A 14241-nucleotide genomic window follows, 5' to 3' on the forward strand; every position below is an offset into this window, starting at 1 on the left:
CGGCGACCTTCGCCCTCGGTGGGCCGGTGGCGCTGGCCGCCAACAAGCACATCCGCGTGCGGGTGCTCTACGACAGCGCCGGGCCGTCGCTCAAGCGCTGGCTCGACCGCTTCAACGACCTGGTGACCTTCGTTTTCTGCGTGGCGATGAGTTACGCCGCCTTCGTGATGTTCTGGGACTCCGCCCACAATCCCTTCGGCGAGTGGTCGCTGGAGCGCTCGGGGACCTCCTGGAACCCGCCGTTTCCGTCGCTGGCCAAGGGCATGATCATGCTCGCGCTGATGATCATGACGTTGCAGGCGCTGCTGCACCTGATCCAGTCGCTGCGCGCACGGGCCACGCCCCCGTCCCACGATCGCGGAGGGGCGGCTTGATGGATATTGCCGACGCGAGCCTGTTGATGGTCGGGGCGATCTTCGCCCTGCTGGTCACCGGCCTGCCACTGGCCTTCATCACCGGCCTGGTGGCGCTGGTGTTTACCTTCGGCTGGTTCGGCACCAATGCCTTGCCGCTGGTCACCAGCCGGGTGTTCGGCTTCGTCACCGAGTATTCGCTGGTGGCGGTGCCGATGTTCGTGTTCATGGCCTCGTTGCTCGACCGCTCGGGGATCGCCAAGGACCTGTTCAACGCCATGCGCGTGTTCGCCGGCCGCCTGCCCGGCGGGGTGGCGGTACAGACCGTGGTGGTGGCGTTCTTCCTCGCCGCGCTGTCGGGGATCATCGGTGGCGAGATCGTGCTGCTGGGGATTCTCGCCCTGCCGCAGATGCTGCGCCTGGGCTACGACAAGTCGCTGTCGATCGGCGTGGTCTGTGCCGGGGGCTCGCTGGGCACCATGATGCCGCCGTCGATCGTGCTGATCATCTACGGACTGATCGCGTCCGAGTCGATCGCCGACCTGTTCACCGCGGCGATCACCCCGGCGGCGCTGCTGATGGGCAGCTATATCGCCTACGTGCTGGTGCGCTGCCTGAGAAACCCCGCACTCGGCCCGCCGATGACCGAGGCCGACCGCGAAGAAAGCTTCTCGAGCCGCTGGCAGGCGCTCAAGGCGGTCATCGTGCCGGGGCTGATCGCCTTTCTGGTGCTGGGCTCGATCTACGCGGGCGTGGCCTCGGTGACCGAGGCGGCGGCGATGGGCGTGTTCGGCGTGCTGCTGGCGATCCTCGCACGCGGCGAGCTGAGTGCCGAGACGCTGCACAAGAGCCTCGGCCAGACCATGACCACCTGCGGCATGATCATCTGGATCGGCATCGGTGCGGCGGCGCTGGTCGGGGTCTACAACCTGATGGGCGGCAATCGCTTCATCTCGCAACTGATCATGGGGCTCGAGGTCGAGCCGATCGTGATCCTGCTGGTGATGATGGCGATCCTGCTGGTGCTGGGCATGTTCCTCGACTGGATCGGCGTGGCGATGCTGACCCTGCCGATCTTCGTGCCGATCGTCGAGCAACTGGGCTACAGCCCGATCTGGTTCGGCATCCTGTTCGCGGTCAACATGCAGGTGTCGTTCCTGTCGCCGCCGTTCGGCCCGGCGGCGTTCTATCTCAAGAGCGTGGCGCCACCCAGCATCAGCCTGAAGGACATCTTCGTCGCGCTGCTGCCGTTCATCGCCATTCAGCTGTGCGTGCTGGCACTGCTGCTGTTCTATCCGCAACTCGCCATGTGGCTGGTGTAAAAGGATCGTCATGAAAATTACCCAACTCAAGACCTGGCAGGTACCGCCACGCTGGCTGTTTCTCAAGATCGAGACCGACGAGGGCTGCTATGGCTGGGGCGAGCCGGTGGTCGAGGGCCGCGCAGCGACCGTCGAGACGGCGGTGCACGAACTGGCCGATTATCTGATCGGCCAGGACCCGCATCGTATCGAGCACCTGTGGAATACGCTCTATCGGGCGGGCTTCTATCGCGGCGGGCCAATCCTGATGAGTGCCATCGCCGGTATCGATCAGGCATTGTGGGATCTCAAGGGGCGCGATCTCGGCGTGCCCGTGCATCAATTGCTGGGCGGTGCGGTGCGCGACAAGATGCGCATGTATGCCTGGACCGGCGGCGACCGTCCCCATGACGTGGGCGCGGGCGCCAAGGCGTTGGTCGCGCAGGGCTTCACCGCGTTCAAGATGAACGGCACCGCGGAACTGGCCATCGTCGACTCGCACGCCCGCATCGACGAAGCGGTGGCGCGGGTCAGTGAATCGCGCGAGGCGGTGGGCCCCGAGGTGGGCATCGCCATCGACTTTCATGGCCGCGTGCACCGGCCGATGGCCAAGGCGTTGCTGCGCGAACTCGAGCCGTTCCATCCGATGTTCGTCGAGGAACCGGTGCTGCCCGAGCATCTGCCGAGCCTCAAGCACATCGCCACCGGTCTGGGCTATCCCATCGCCACCGGCGAGCGGTTGCACACGCGTTATCAGTTCCGCGATCTGCTGGCGGAGGGCATGGTCGACATCGTTCAGCCCGACCTGTCGCACTGCGGCGGGATCAGCGAGGGCATGAAGATCGCTACGTTGGCCTCCTGTCATGACGTGGCGTTGGCGCCACACTGTCCGCTGGGGCCCTTGACCCTGGCGGCGTCGTTGCATGTCGATGCGGTCAACCACAACGCCTTCATCCAGGAACAGAGCATGGGCATCCACTACAATCGAGACAACGACGTGCTCGATTACCTGGTGGACAAGTCGGCGCTGGCCATCGAAGACGGCTTCTGCGCGATACCGCAAGGGCCGGGGTTGGGCGTCGAGATCGACGAGGCGTTCGTCGAGGAGCGTGCCAAGGTGGGTCATCGCTGGAGAAACCCCGTCTGGACCCACGAGGACGGTTCCATCGCGGAATGGTAGAGGAGGCAATATGAACGAGACACGCCGAGCCGCGCTGGAGGCGGCTCTCGACACGCTACCACTGGTGGCGATTCTGCGCGGCGTCAGACCGGACGAAATCGACGCGATCTTCGATGCATTGGTGGCGGCGGGCTTCAAGCTGATCGAGATTCCGCTCAATTCGCCGCGTCCCTGGGAGAGCATCGAGCGAATCAGCAAGCGTTGCCCCGACGACGTGGTAATCGGCGCGGGCACGGTGCTCGATCCCGACGCCTGTGGTCGCTTGGCCGATCTCGAGGCGCCGTTGGTGATCACGCCCAATACCGACACGGCGGTGATCGATGAGGCGGTGACCCGCGACCTGGCACCGATGATCGGCTGCATGACGCCGAGCGAGGCACTGGCGGCGGCGCGCGCCGGAGCAAAGGCGCTCAAGCTGTTCCCGGCGGCGCGGCTGGGCATCGGTTACTTCAAGGATATGAAGGCCGTATTGCCCGCCGGCCTGCCGGTTTTCGCCGTGGGTGGCATCGACAGGAGCAACATGAGCGAGTGGGTCAATGCCGGCATCGACGGCTTCGGCTTTGGCGGCAGCGTCTATCGCCCCGGCTGGTCGGCCGATGAAGTGGGCCGCTGCGCCGGCGAGTTGATCGCGGAATGGCGGCGCCTGCGTGAAAGCTTTTCGCAGGCCGAAGGGCTCGAGCGCGAGGCCGACGCATGAGCGAGGCGCTAGCGCGGCGGCTGATCGCCGTGGATTGGGGGACCAGCAATTTTCGCGCTTTTCTGGTCGATCTCGATAGCGGGGAATGCCTGGACAGCCGACGCTCCGATGCCGGCTTACGGGCGTTGGCAAGCCGCGAGTTTCCGCACTACTGCGCGGCGCAGGTTGGGCAGTGGCGTGCCGCCGGTGGCGGCGAGCGGCAGGTACCGATTTATCTTGCCGGCATGGTCGGTTCCAGGCGGGGTTGGGCCGAGGCGCCACAACTCGACCTGCCGGTAACGGCCGACGACCTGGCCCGGCATGTCGTCGCGGCGCCGGGGCTGGAAAACGCCTGGATCGTTCCCGGCGTAAAGGTGGTGCGGCCCGGGCATGTCGATGTGATGCGCGGCGAGGAGATACAGGCCTTCGGCGCATTGGCGCTTGCCGGTGAGCGCGATGCGCTATGTTGCCTGCCGGGCACCCATAGCAAATGGGCGCGCCTCGAAGATGGCTGCCTGAGCGATTTCTCCACGGCGATGACCGGCGAGCTCTACCATGCGGTGCGCTTTCATACCCTGCCCGGCGAACCCGCGCGTGAGTCGGCCGATTTCGACGCCGAGGGTTTTCATCAAGGGCTACTTGCGGCGGCGCATCCGGCCGGCGTGCTGCATGCCTTGTTCGAGGCGCGCAGCCGTCATCTCTATGCGGGGCTGTCCCGAGAACAGGTGGGTAGTTTTCTGTCGGGTGTATTGATCGGCACTGAAGTGCGAACCCAACGCGCCATGTATCCCTCTGCCGTCGATATATTGTTGGTGGGGTCGTGCGAACTCAATCGGCTGTACCGGCTGGCATCGGAGCAGAGTGGCTTCAGGGTGCGAGAAATCGATAGCGATACGGCAACGCTGGCGGGGCTGTGCGCGCTGGCCAAACACCACGGTAAAGATCGGCATGCGTCAATGAACGACTGACGAGGCTCTTTCGTCACTTTTCAGTCAATGCTGAAGTGTTGGTAAAAACGAACAGCCACACATTTAATTGCCGGTTTTTCTGTGGGTTTATTGAAAAATATCGTTGGCCCGTTTAAAGGAATAAACAAGTAACTTTTTAAGCGATTCGTTGAAGAAATCGTTCGACGATCTGTGAAGGGCTTAGACGAATATCGACACGAAAGGCTTCTTCACTCGATGGCGGTTCAAGATCGCGTAATTGGCTGTCGAGCATGCTTTCGCCATGGAAGAAATGTGTCTGTCGAGTATTGAGACGTGCCAATAGCGTGTCGCGATTGCCATGTAGATAAAGAATCTTCAAGTCGGGGGCTCCCCGGCGCAACAGGTCCCGATAGCGATGTTTCAGGGCGGAGCAGCCAATCACCAGCGTCTCGTGACGCTCGATATGTTGCTGGTAAAAGCCCGATAGTGTCACCAGCCAGCCTTCACGATCCCCATCGTTGAGTGGCTCGCCACGTGACATCTTAGCGATGCTGGTCGCGCTGTGATGATCGTCGGCATCGATGAAGGTGGCGCCGATGCGTCTGGCGATTTCGCGACCGATATGTGACTTCCCTGAGCCTGAAACTCCCATGACAAGTATGCAGATCGGTGACGTTTTCATTCGGGATTCGCTTGCGCCTGAGTTCCTTGGTTGATGGGTTAAATCATAGCATTTTCGGGTGTGATTTTGACTATTGTCATGTACATATTCTTGAGAGGGCATTGAGGAAGTGGTACTCGGTGGCGAACTGTCGGGCCAGCTGCGCATCGAGCCCGGCCGCCGGTGGCTTTCAGGTTGCGCGAATAGTCGCTGAAAAGAAGTGGTAGCCGCCCCCCGGCATTATTTACCATTGACGGCGTAAGGCAGATTCACCTCGGCGTGCACGGCGCTGGCATCGGTGAATCCCGCCCCAGGGCGTCTCCCTACTGGAGTCGCCGGTCACTACTAGAGGTAGTGCGATGGCGATATCGACCATCCTCCAGGCACCGCGCCTGATCTTCACCGGCCTGGGCGGTTCCCTGCTCGATCATCACAGCTACGATTGGCAACCGGCCGTTCCCTGGTTGCAACGACTGGCGCAGGCAGGGGTGTCGGTGATTCCGGTCACCAGCAAGACGCGCGCCGAACTGCTGGCGCTGCGCCTCGATCTCGGGCTCAAGGAAACCCCCTTCATCGCCGAGAATGGGGCGGTGATCGGTCTGCCGCCGAGTTGGCAGCACGCTCGCCTGGATCGCAACCCCGGCGATATCGGCGGGCTGAGTATCAAGACGCTGGGCGTGGATATCGATTTTCTACGCTGGCGACTCGATGTACTGCGCACTCGTATGAAGGTGCACTTTCGCGGCATGGGCGAGATGACGCTCGACGAGATCGTCGCGGCGACCGAGTTGAGTGAGCCGGCAGCGCGCCTGGCACGCGTGCGCGAGGGCAGCGAGCCGCTGATCTGGGATGACAGCGACCAGGCGTTGAACGCGTTTCGCGAAGTGCTGCGCAACGATGGGCTGAAGCTGACGCGCGGAGGGCGCTTCTGGCATGTAACGGGCGATGTCGATAAGGGCAGGGCGGTGCGTTGGCTGATATCTCGCTTCATTGCCCTGCGCGGTGCATCCCCCTGTACCCTGGGCCTGGGCGACGGCCCCAACGATGCGCCGCTACTCGAGGCAGTGGATCAGGCCGTGTTGATTCGCGGCGCTCATCGGCAGTCGGTAGAAGTCATGCACCCCGCCTTGTACCATACCCGCGACACGGGGCCTCACGGTTGGGTTGAAGGGCTGAATCACTGGCTTGGTAGGGAGTTCGTCGATGTCTCCTCCCCATGACGAAGCGGTTCTCTGATCGGTGCGGCGGACACGCGATGGCGTTGCACGCCCTGATGAGTTGGCCGAGACTGTCGCTGCCCCCAGCCGCGCCATTGGGCTGGGTAAATTTCATTTTCCCGGTAACGTACTATGGATGTTCCCCTGTGGGTATGGATTGCCACTCTGGCTGCATTCGCGGCGCTATTCATTTTCGATTTTTTTGCCCATGTGAGAAAGCCCCACATACCGTCGATGAAGGAGGCCGGTTGGTGGACGGTCTTCTACGTGGTGCTGGCATTGGTTTTCGGCGCTGGACTGTGGGTGATCGCGGGGCATCGGTATGGCGTGGAATACCTTGCCGGTTTCATTACCGAGAAGAGCCTGTCGGTCGATAATCTGTTCGTTTTCGTCGTGATCATGGGGAAGTTCGCGGTACCACGCGAGTATCAACAGAAAGCGCTGATGATCGGCATCATCATGGCGTTGGTCATGCGCGGCATCTTTATCGCCGTTGGCGCGGCGGCGATCAGTCAGTTCAGTTGGGTCTTCTATATCTTCGGGTTGTTTCTGCTTTATACCGCTGGCCACCTGGCGTGGGAGAGCTTCGGCAAAAAAGAGCCGGAGAGCGCCGAGGATTACGAGCCCAACTTCCTGGTCAAGTTCGCCCAACGCCACTTGCCGGTCACCGAAGAGTTCCATGAGCAGCACTTCTTTACGCGGGAAAATGGCAAGCGCCTGGTCACGCCACTGTTCATCGTGGTCATCGCACTCGGGGTCACCGATCTACTGTTCGCGCTCGATTCGATCCCGGCCATCTTCGGTCTGACCCAAGAGCCCTACATCGTTTTCACGGCCAATGCCTTCGCGCTACTGGGGTTATTGCAATTGTACTTCCTGCTTGGTGGCCTGTTGGATCGACTGGTGTATCTGGGGATTGGACTGGCGCTGATTCTCGGCTTTATCGGCGTCAAGCTGATTCTGCTGGCGCTGGCGGAGAACACCTTGCCCTTCCTGAGCGGCGGCGAGCCGATTGCCTGGGCGCCACACATTCCCACCTGGCTCTCCCTGTCGATCATCGTCGGTATTCTGGTCGTTACCACGACCGCCAGCCTGATGAAGGAACGCAAAGAGACGCAGAACTCATCGAGCTGAATCATCGATCAGGCGGGAAACAGGCGGCCCGGAGCGAAATGCTCCGGGTCGCTGCTTATGGATCATGGCATGGGGGTTATTCGAACTGGGCGCGCACGGCCTCGATGCCCGGTGTGCCGTCCGTGGCTTCGACACCCTCGAGCCAGGTCGCGACGATATCCTGATGGCTGCCGATCCAGTTCGTGGCGATATCCTCGACGTCCTGTTGTTCGTACGACAAGGCATAGACCCAGTTACTCTGTATTTCGCTGTCGACTACCAACTGTGAGAACAGGCGTGCCACGTCGGGATCGCGTTCGGCGAGATCGGCGCGCACGACCGTCGCGACATGACCCTTGAGCTCGGCGGCGCCTGAGTCGTCGACATCCTCGAGATAATGCATGTCATAGACGATGTTCATCCAGTGCGGTTGCCAACCGATGAAGGCGGTCCATTCGTCCCGCTCGACCTTCTGGCCCACCTGGGCAAGCATCGCCGCGGAGCTGGAGGCCTGTAGCTGCCAGTCGTCGAGACCGAAGCGGCCTGCTTCGATGACCTTGAGTACCGCGTCGTTGATACCCGAGCCGGCTTCGATGCCGTAGATGCGATGGTCGAAACGCTCGGCATGATCGTCGAGATCGGCGATGCTTCGCACTCCGCCTTGCCAGGCGGCATCGGTAACGGCGATCCCCGTCAGTACCTCGGGAATATTGTTGACCAGCTCCTTGACCGATCCCTCCGCGAGCAGCGGAGCCAGCATGTGCTTTTCCTGGGGATACCAGCCGGCCAGGTAGACATCCAGATCGTCGTTGGCGAGTGCATTGAGAATCACGCTGACGGCCAGCTGGTTTTGCTTGGTTTGGTAGCCTAGCGCCTCGAGAATCTGGCTGGCGACTTCGCTTTTGACCGTAATACCCGGCCACGGAGGAACGCCGAAGCGCACTTCATCGAGGGTGGGCTGGTCGCTGGAAGCGGCCTGGGCGACCGGGATCGCGGATAGTCCAGCGCACAAGGCGCCGGCCGTCAGGCTGCGTAAGCCCGTTATTGTAAGCATGGCATGTCTCGTCATGGTTGATGTCGTGCCTTCTAGATTGAACAAAGCCGCTGATAGAATTTGACGCAAGACGCCATTTTTTTGTTGCAAGGCGACTGAGGCGGCTCGGTGATGCCTTATGCAACCATTCCAGTACCACGCTGGCGGCGAATATGGCCGAGCATGTTCATGCCGTTTCCCGCCGTGTAGTTTGAGGAGAGTCATCGTTTCCGCGTTATGCGACAAGCCGTTACAATGAATGGATAACGCACACGCTGGATACGCCCATGCACTGTCCTTTCTGTGGTACGCACGACACCAAGGTGAGCGATTCGAGGCTGGTTGCCGAAGGCGACCAGGTTCGCCGACGCCGCCAGTGCGCGGCTTGTGGCGAGCGTTTTACCACCTATGAAACCGCCGAGCTGATCATGCCGCGGGTAGTCAAGGCCGATGGCTCGCGCGAGACGTTCGATGCGCGCAAGCTGCGCGACGGCATGCTTCGCGCGCTGGAGAAACGCCCGGTCAGCGCCGAATCCACCGAGGCGGCGGTCGAGCGTATTCGCCAGCGGCTGCGTGCACGCGGCGAGCGCGAAATCGAGGCGCGCGAGATCGGCGAGGAAGTGATGCGTGCACTCAAGCGCCTCGATCAGGTTGCCTATATCCGCTTCGCCTCGGTCTATCGGCGCTTTCAGGATCTCGACGAATTTCGCGCCGAGATCGATCGCCTGGCGCAGGAACCCAGCTTCTCGCCCAACGACGACGAGCACTGACTTACCGCAACAAGAAGCCCGACAAGGAATACAATGGCCAAGGCGACCCCTGAAGGATGGATGGCACGCGCACTGCAACTGGCGCGCCACGGTCTGTATACCAGCGACCCGAACCCACGCGTGGGTTGCGTGCTGGTCAATGGCGGCCATGTGGTCGGCGAGGGTTGGCATCGGCGTGCCGGCGAGGCGCATGCCGAAATCCACGCGCTGCGCGCTGCGGGAGACAACGCCAGGGGAGCGACGGCCTACGTCACGCTCGAGCCCTGCGCGCATCATGGGCGTACCGGCCCCTGTGCCCAGGCGCTGATCGATGCCGGCGTCGTCACGGTGATCGTGGCGATGCAGGATCCCAATTCGCTGGTCGCGGGGCGGGGGCTGGCGATGCTGCGCGAGGCCGGTGTCTCGGTCGAGGTGGGGTTGCTGGAAGACGCGGCTCGAGCGCTGAACCCCGGCTTCATCGCCCGCATGAGCCGTGATCGGCCGTTCGTGCGCCTGAAGATGGCGATGAGCCTGGATGGCCGCACGGCAATGGCCAGTGGCGAGTCGCAATGGATCACCGGGCCCTCGGCGCGTACCGAAGTGCAGCGCCTGCGGGCGCGCTCCAGCGCGATAATGACCGGAGTCGAGTCGGTCATCTTTGATAATTCGCGGCTCACGCTGCGCGCCGATCAGCTTGGGCTCGAGGACGGCGAGGCCATCGCCGCGCGCCAGCCGCTGCGCGTCGTCGTCGATACCCGGCTACGCATGCCACTGGCTGCCGCCTGCCTGCGCGAGCCGGGTCGTACCTTGATCGCCACCTGCTCGGATGATGCAGCCCGGCGCCAGTCGCTCGAAGAAGCCGGCGCACAGATAGTGGTGTTGGCCTGCGACCGTACCGGACGAGTCGATCTCGAGGCACTGTTGCGCTATCTGGCGAGTCAGGAAAGCTGTAACGAGGTGCTGCTGGAGACCGGCGCGACCCTGGCCGGTGCCATGCTCGACGCCGGCTTGATCGATGAAATGCAGCTGTTCGTCGCGCCGACGCTACTCGGCGGCGAGGCGCGGCCCTTGTTCGCACTGCCCGGTCTGGCGCGCATGGCCCAGCAACGCGCGTTGCACATCGACGACATCCGCGCGGTGGGCCATGATTGGCGAATCATCGCGCGACCCGACAACGGCGCCTGAGCACAGGCGTTGCCGCGAGAGCCGCGCATGACGATGCTGGCCAGGCAATAGAAGGGCTGGCGTGCGTGCACGCAGACAGGTACCCTGACCGCCGACCTGACGCGGGACACCGGCGAATGCACGCGAAATCGTCGTTATTCGCCGACAAACCGCACGTAACGATATCCGGAGAACCCATGGCGCCTTCCCCTTCCCAGGCCCCTACGCTAAAGGCCTCTTCCACGGATTCGCCGGCCTCGCGTGGGCTGGCTCGCATCGAGGATCTTGTCGAAGACATTCGCCAAGGCAAGATGGTGATTCTCATGGACGACGAGGATCGCGAGAATGAAGGCGACATCATCATGGCCGCCGAGAAGGTCGAGGCCGAGCATATCAACTTCATGGCGCGCCACGCCCGGGGCTTGATCTGCCTGCCGATGACCCGCGAGCGCTGCGAACGCCTCAACCTGCCGCTGATGGTGAGCGACAACGGGTCGGGGTTCGGCACCAAGTTCACATTATCGATCGAGGCCGCCGAAGGCGTGTCGACCGGCATCTCGGCCGCCGATCGCGCGCGCACCGTGCGCGCCGCGGTAGCGCGTGACGCCAAGGCCGCCGATATCGTCCAGCCTGGGCATATCTTCCCACTGATGGCCGAGCCGGGCGGCGTACTGCGCCGCGCCGGGCACACCGAGGCGGCCTGCGATCTGGCGGCGATGGCCGGTTACGATCCCAGCGGCGTGATCTGCGAGGTGATGAACGACGACGGCAGCATGGCGCGGCGTGCCGAGCTCGAACGTTTCGCCGCCGAGCACGATCTCAAGGTCGGCACCATCGCCGATCTGATTCATTACCGTATCCATAACGAGCAGACCGTCGAGTCCATCGAGCAGCAGCGGGTTTGCACCTCGTTCGGCGAAATGACCCTGCATGTGTTCCGCGATAGCATCCAGGGCGCGCACCATATGGCGCTGGTCAAGGGACAGCCACGGGCAGACAAGCCGACGACGGTGCGCGTGCACCTCGCCGACAGTCTGCGTGACCTGCTGGCGCTGCAAAAGCCAGGCAGTCAGAGCTGGACCGCCCAAGGAGCGCTGGCCCAGGTCGCCGAGGCCGAGGCCGGTGTGTTCGTATTGCTCGACGACGGCCACGCGCCGCTCGACCTTCAAGAGCAACTGGACGTCTTCCTCGAGCGCCGCCGCGCGCCGCGGGGCAGCGATTCCGATGGTGCCGGCAACTACTTGATGATCGGCACCGGCTCGCAGATCCTGCGTCAGCTTGGCGTGGGTCAGATGCGCCTGCTCAGTTCACCGTGGAAATTCTCGGCGTTGTCCGGCTTCGATCTGGAAGTGGTGGAGCGCGTGGGGGGCGATACCCCCGACGATAACGATTCGCTAGAATAACTCCCCTTTTATTTGGCAGGATTGATTATGCAACCGATTTCCCAAGTCGAAGGGTCTTTCACCGACGTCGATGGCCGCTATGTGATCGTGGTCGGTCGCTTCAACCATCATGTCGTCGACAGCCTGGTGGAAGGCGCCATCGACAGCCTGGTGCGTCATGGTGTCGACGAGGATCATATCGACATCGTCCACGTGCCGGGTGCCTGGGAGCTGCCGTTGGCGGTCAAGCGTGCGTTGCGCGTGGTCAAGCCCGATGCGGTGATTGCACTCGGGGCGGTGATTCGTGGCGGTACCCCGCATTTCGAGTATGTCGCGGGCGGCTGCAACGCGGCGCTTGGCAACCTGCAACTGGAGTTCGAGACCCCGGTCGCCAATGGCGTATTGACCGTCAATTCGATCGAGCAGGCCATCGAGCGTGCCGGCACCAAGGCCGGCAACAAGGGCGCCGAGGCTGCCATGGCCGCCATGGAAATGGTGTCGTTGATGAAGCGCTTCGGGGGTGAGGCATGAGCGAGCGTCGCCGTGCCTCGAGCGATGCTCGCCAAGCGCGCCATGCGGCCCGCGAGCTTGCGGTTCAGGGCTTGTACCAATGGCAGTTGAGCGGCAACTCGGTCACCAGCATCGAAGCCGAATTTCGTAGCCAGGTCGCCGACGATGATCTCGAGGATCACGAAAACTGGCACAAGGTCATGGAGATCGCCGACCTGGCCCTGTTTCATGAACTGCTGAATAATGTGGTGCGCGAGCAGGCCGAACTCGACGCCGTCATTGCGCCACTGCTCGACCGCCGTATCGTCGACCTCGATCCCATCGAGCTGTCGATTCTGCGCCTGGGAGCCTATGAGCTGACACGGCGCCTGGAAGTCCCTTATCGCGTGGTCATCAACGAGGGCGTCGAGTTGGCCAAATCGTTTGGCGCCACCGATGGTCACAAGTATGTCAACGGCATTCTCGACAAGCTCGCTAGTCGTTTGCGAAATGCCGAGGTCAACGCCCGGCGTCGTTGACGCGAGCCGGATGTCGAGCCACATGCCGAGCGAATTCGAACTCATCGCCCGCTATTTCGCGCGCCCGGACTTTCTGGAGCCGGGCGTGGCCATGGGGCCAGGCGACGACTGCGCCTTGCTGACACCCACGCCGGGCCAGCAGTTGGCGGTCAGCGTCGATACATCCGTGATCGATGTGCATTTCCCGGCCGACGCGCCAGCGTGGGCAATCGGCCATCGCTGTGTCGCGGTGGCGTTGAGCGACCTGGCCGCGATGGGCGCACGGGCACGTTGGTGCGTCATGGCACTCACTCTTCCCGAAGCGGATGAAGCCTGGCTGGCGGCCTTTGCCGAAGGTTTCCATGCGCTATGCGCCGCGCATGGTGTCGCCCTGGTGGGCGGTGACGTGACGCGCGGCGCGCTGAGCATCGCCGTGACCGTGCATGGCGAGGTGCCGGCCCGCGAGGCGCTCAAACGCAGCGGCGGGCGTGCCGGTGACATCCTGGCGGTTAGTGGCCCGCTGGGTGGAGGGGCGGGCGGTCTGCATGCCTGGCGCAGCGGCGTACGCGATCTCGCCGATCCGTTGCTTGCCGCTTATCTGCTGCCCCAGCCACGCCTGGCGGCGGGCCAGGCGCTGCGTGGCCTGGCGCACTGTGCCATCGATATTTCCGACGGCCTGCTCGGTGATCTGGGTCATCTGTGCGCGGCCTCGAAGCTCGGCGCCGAGCTCGATGTCGAGCGATTGCCGCTAGCCGAGGGGTTGACGGCGGCGCTGGGCGAGGACGCGGCCCGCCAGGCGGCGTTGACCGGCGGCGACGATTACGAATTGCTGTTCAGTTTGCCGGCGACTGCGCTGGCTGGCGTCAAGCATCGTCTGTCCGACCTTGGACTTCATCTGAATGTCATCGGGCGGCTTAAAGAGTCGCCGGGTATCGGTGGCGTGGGCATCGGCGATTTACCCACCGGCTGGCAGCACTTCCCGGGAGCGCCATCATGAATCGCGCTCCGCTCAGCGTCTGGCGGCGCCCCACGCACTTCTTCGCCTTTGGCCTGGGTAGCGGCGCGGTGCCCTTCGCCCCGGGCACCTTCGGCACCCTGGCGGCAATCCCTTTCTACTGGCTGATGTCCGAGTTGCCACTGTCGTGGTACCTGAGCCTGACGCTGGTCGCCAGCCTAGTCGGTATCTGGCTATGTGAGACCACCTCGCGCGACTTGGGCGTGCACGATCACTCGGGCATCGTCTGGGACGAATTCGTCGGTTACTGGATAACCATGGCGGCGGTGCCGTTTTCATGGGAGGCGGCGCTGTGGGGCTTCGTGGTGTTTCGAGTCTTCGATATCATCAAGCCGTGGCCGATTCGCTGGGTCGATCGGCGAGTGGCCGGCGGCTTCGGTATCATGCTCGATGACGTGCTGGCTGGGGTGTTTGCGTGGAGTGTGATGCATTTATGGTTTTGGTTGCATTAATCGCTTAGG

Annotated in this window: 16 protein-coding genes; 14 read left to right on the top strand and 2 right to left on the bottom strand. The window is 62.9% G+C overall.

Annotated features, from left to right (window positions below; all coding sequences use genetic code 11):
• From BLR92_RS18395 to BLR92_RS18415, 5 genes are all read left to right on the top strand, one after another.
• The coding region (locus BLR92_RS18395) for a TRAP transporter small permease subunit (protein WP_139171621.1) at positions 1-374 on the top strand (374 nt) is incomplete at its 5' end.
• Positions 374-1675 (top strand): TRAP transporter large permease, encoded by a 1302-nt coding sequence (locus BLR92_RS18400; RefSeq protein ID WP_089730744.1) that lies wholly within the window; start codon positions 374-376, stop codon positions 1673-1675. The genes BLR92_RS18395 and BLR92_RS18400, both read left to right, overlap by 1 nt.
• 10 nt (positions 1676-1685) lie before the next feature.
• The gene (gene dgoD, locus BLR92_RS18405; protein ID WP_089730745.1) at positions 1686-2834 is read left to right on the top strand and encodes a galactonate dehydratase; all 1149 of its coding nucleotides are present in this window, start codon (positions 1686-1688) and stop codon (positions 2832-2834) included.
• A gap of 10 nt (positions 2835-2844) precedes the next feature.
• On the top strand, positions 2845-3531 hold the full coding sequence (locus BLR92_RS18410) for a 2-dehydro-3-deoxy-6-phosphogalactonate aldolase (protein WP_089730746.1): 687 nt from the start codon (positions 2845-2847) through the stop codon (positions 3529-3531).
• Positions 3528-4478, top strand: a complete 951-nt coding sequence (locus BLR92_RS18415) for a 2-dehydro-3-deoxygalactonokinase (protein ID WP_089730747.1) — start codon at positions 3528-3530, stop codon at positions 4476-4478. The genes BLR92_RS18410 and BLR92_RS18415 overlap by 4 nt, the downstream gene beginning before the upstream one ends.
• Positions 4479-4614: 136 nt before the next feature.
• On the opposite strand, the gene BLR92_RS18420 is transcribed toward BLR92_RS18415, so the two are convergent.
• Positions 4615-5223 (bottom strand): gluconokinase, encoded by a 609-nt coding sequence (locus BLR92_RS18420; RefSeq protein ID WP_340148226.1) that lies wholly within the window; start codon positions 5221-5223, stop codon positions 4615-4617.
• A gap of 236 nt (positions 5224-5459) precedes the next feature.
• Here BLR92_RS18420 and BLR92_RS18425 point away from each other — a divergent pair, with 236 nt between their 5' ends.
• A complete protein-coding gene (locus tag BLR92_RS18425) occupies positions 5460-6320 on the top strand; it encodes an HAD-IIB family hydrolase (RefSeq protein WP_089730749.1) in 861 nt (286 codons plus the stop codon).
• A gap of 129 nt (positions 6321-6449) precedes the next feature.
• Positions 6450-7451 (top strand): TerC family protein, encoded by a 1002-nt coding sequence (locus BLR92_RS18430; RefSeq protein ID WP_089730750.1) that lies wholly within the window; start codon positions 6450-6452, stop codon positions 7449-7451.
• Between the two features lie 76 nt (positions 7452-7527).
• Here BLR92_RS18430 and BLR92_RS18435 read toward each other — a convergent pair whose 3' ends face one another.
• Positions 7528-8484 carry an ABC transporter substrate-binding protein gene (locus tag BLR92_RS18435; protein WP_245704268.1) on the bottom strand — a complete coding sequence of 319 codons (957 nt, stop codon included), beginning with the start codon at positions 8482-8484 and terminating at the stop codon, positions 7528-7530.
• A 266-nt stretch (positions 8485-8750) separates the two neighbouring features.
• Here BLR92_RS18435 and nrdR point away from each other — a divergent pair, with 266 nt between their 5' ends.
• The 7 genes from nrdR (at position 8751) to BLR92_RS18470 (ending at position 14232) form a co-directional block, all read left to right on the top strand.
• Positions 8751-9233 carry a transcriptional regulator NrdR gene (gene nrdR, locus BLR92_RS18440; RefSeq protein ID WP_089730752.1) on the top strand — a complete coding sequence of 161 codons (483 nt, stop codon included), beginning with the start codon at positions 8751-8753 and terminating at the stop codon, positions 9231-9233.
• 33 nt (positions 9234-9266) lie between these two features.
• Positions 9267-10397 (top strand): bifunctional diaminohydroxyphosphoribosylaminopyrimidine deaminase/5-amino-6-(5-phosphoribosylamino)uracil reductase RibD, encoded by a 1131-nt coding sequence (gene ribD, locus BLR92_RS18445; protein ID WP_089730753.1) that lies wholly within the window; start codon positions 9267-9269, stop codon positions 10395-10397.
• A gap of 176 nt (positions 10398-10573) precedes the next feature.
• Positions 10574-11779 (top strand): bifunctional 3,4-dihydroxy-2-butanone-4-phosphate synthase/GTP cyclohydrolase II, encoded by a 1206-nt coding sequence (gene ribBA, locus BLR92_RS18450; protein ID WP_089730754.1) that lies wholly within the window; start codon positions 10574-10576, stop codon positions 11777-11779.
• A 27-nt stretch (positions 11780-11806) separates the two neighbouring features.
• Complete coding sequence (gene ribH / locus BLR92_RS18455; protein WP_089730755.1) at positions 11807-12289, top strand: 6,7-dimethyl-8-ribityllumazine synthase; 483 nt, start codon at positions 11807-11809, stop codon at positions 12287-12289.
• Positions 12286-12786, top strand: coding sequence for a transcription antitermination factor NusB (nusB, locus tag BLR92_RS18460; RefSeq protein WP_089730756.1), 501 nt, complete (start codon positions 12286-12288; stop codon positions 12784-12786). Before ribH ends, nusB begins: the two co-directional genes overlap by 4 nt.
• Before the next feature lie 22 nt (positions 12787-12808).
• Positions 12809-13762, top strand: a complete 954-nt coding sequence (thiL, locus tag BLR92_RS18465) for a thiamine-phosphate kinase (RefSeq protein WP_089730757.1) — start codon at positions 12809-12811, stop codon at positions 13760-13762.
• Positions 13759-14232 carry a phosphatidylglycerophosphatase A family protein gene (locus BLR92_RS18470; RefSeq protein ID WP_089730758.1) on the top strand — a complete coding sequence of 158 codons (474 nt, stop codon included), beginning with the start codon at positions 13759-13761 and terminating at the stop codon, positions 14230-14232. Before thiL ends, BLR92_RS18470 begins: the two co-directional genes overlap by 4 nt.
• Positions 14233-14241 lie beyond the last annotated feature (9 nt).

Origin of the sequence: Modicisalibacter muralis, from assembly GCF_900102945.1 — a bacterium.
In the GTDB taxonomy this organism is placed as follows: Bacteria; Pseudomonadota; Gammaproteobacteria; order Pseudomonadales; family Halomonadaceae; genus Modicisalibacter; species Modicisalibacter muralis.

Coding starts and splice junctions, on each gene's coding strand:
- BLR92_RS18400 (WP_089730744.1), top strand. CDS start 374: ATGGATATTGCCGACGCGAGCCTGTTGATGGTCGGGGCGATCTTCGCC.
- dgoD (WP_089730745.1), top strand. CDS start 1,686: ATGAAAATTACCCAACTCAAGACCTGGCAGGTACCGCCACGCTGGCTG.
- BLR92_RS18410 (WP_089730746.1), top strand. CDS start 2,845: ATGAACGAGACACGCCGAGCCGCGCTGGAGGCGGCTCTCGACACGCTA.
- BLR92_RS18415 (WP_089730747.1), top strand. CDS start 3,528: ATGAGCGAGGCGCTAGCGCGGCGGCTGATCGCCGTGGATTGGGGGACC.
- BLR92_RS18420 (WP_340148226.1), bottom strand. CDS start 5,223: ATGCCCTCTCAAGAATATGTACATGACAATAGTCAAAATCACACCCGA.
- BLR92_RS18425 (WP_089730749.1), top strand. CDS start 5,460: ATGGCGATATCGACCATCCTCCAGGCACCGCGCCTGATCTTCACCGGC.
- BLR92_RS18430 (WP_089730750.1), top strand. CDS start 6,450: ATGGATGTTCCCCTGTGGGTATGGATTGCCACTCTGGCTGCATTCGCG.
- BLR92_RS18435 (WP_245704268.1), bottom strand. CDS start 8,484: ATGCTTACAATAACGGGCTTACGCAGCCTGACGGCCGGCGCCTTGTGC.
- nrdR (WP_089730752.1), top strand. CDS start 8,751: ATGCACTGTCCTTTCTGTGGTACGCACGACACCAAGGTGAGCGATTCG.
- ribD (WP_089730753.1), top strand. CDS start 9,267: ATGGCCAAGGCGACCCCTGAAGGATGGATGGCACGCGCACTGCAACTG.
- ribBA (WP_089730754.1), top strand. CDS start 10,574: ATGGCGCCTTCCCCTTCCCAGGCCCCTACGCTAAAGGCCTCTTCCACG.
- ribH (WP_089730755.1), top strand. CDS start 11,807: ATGCAACCGATTTCCCAAGTCGAAGGGTCTTTCACCGACGTCGATGGC.
- nusB (WP_089730756.1), top strand. CDS start 12,286: ATGAGCGAGCGTCGCCGTGCCTCGAGCGATGCTCGCCAAGCGCGCCAT.
- thiL (WP_089730757.1), top strand. CDS start 12,809: ATGCCGAGCGAATTCGAACTCATCGCCCGCTATTTCGCGCGCCCGGAC.
- BLR92_RS18470 (WP_089730758.1), top strand. CDS start 13,759: ATGAATCGCGCTCCGCTCAGCGTCTGGCGGCGCCCCACGCACTTCTTC.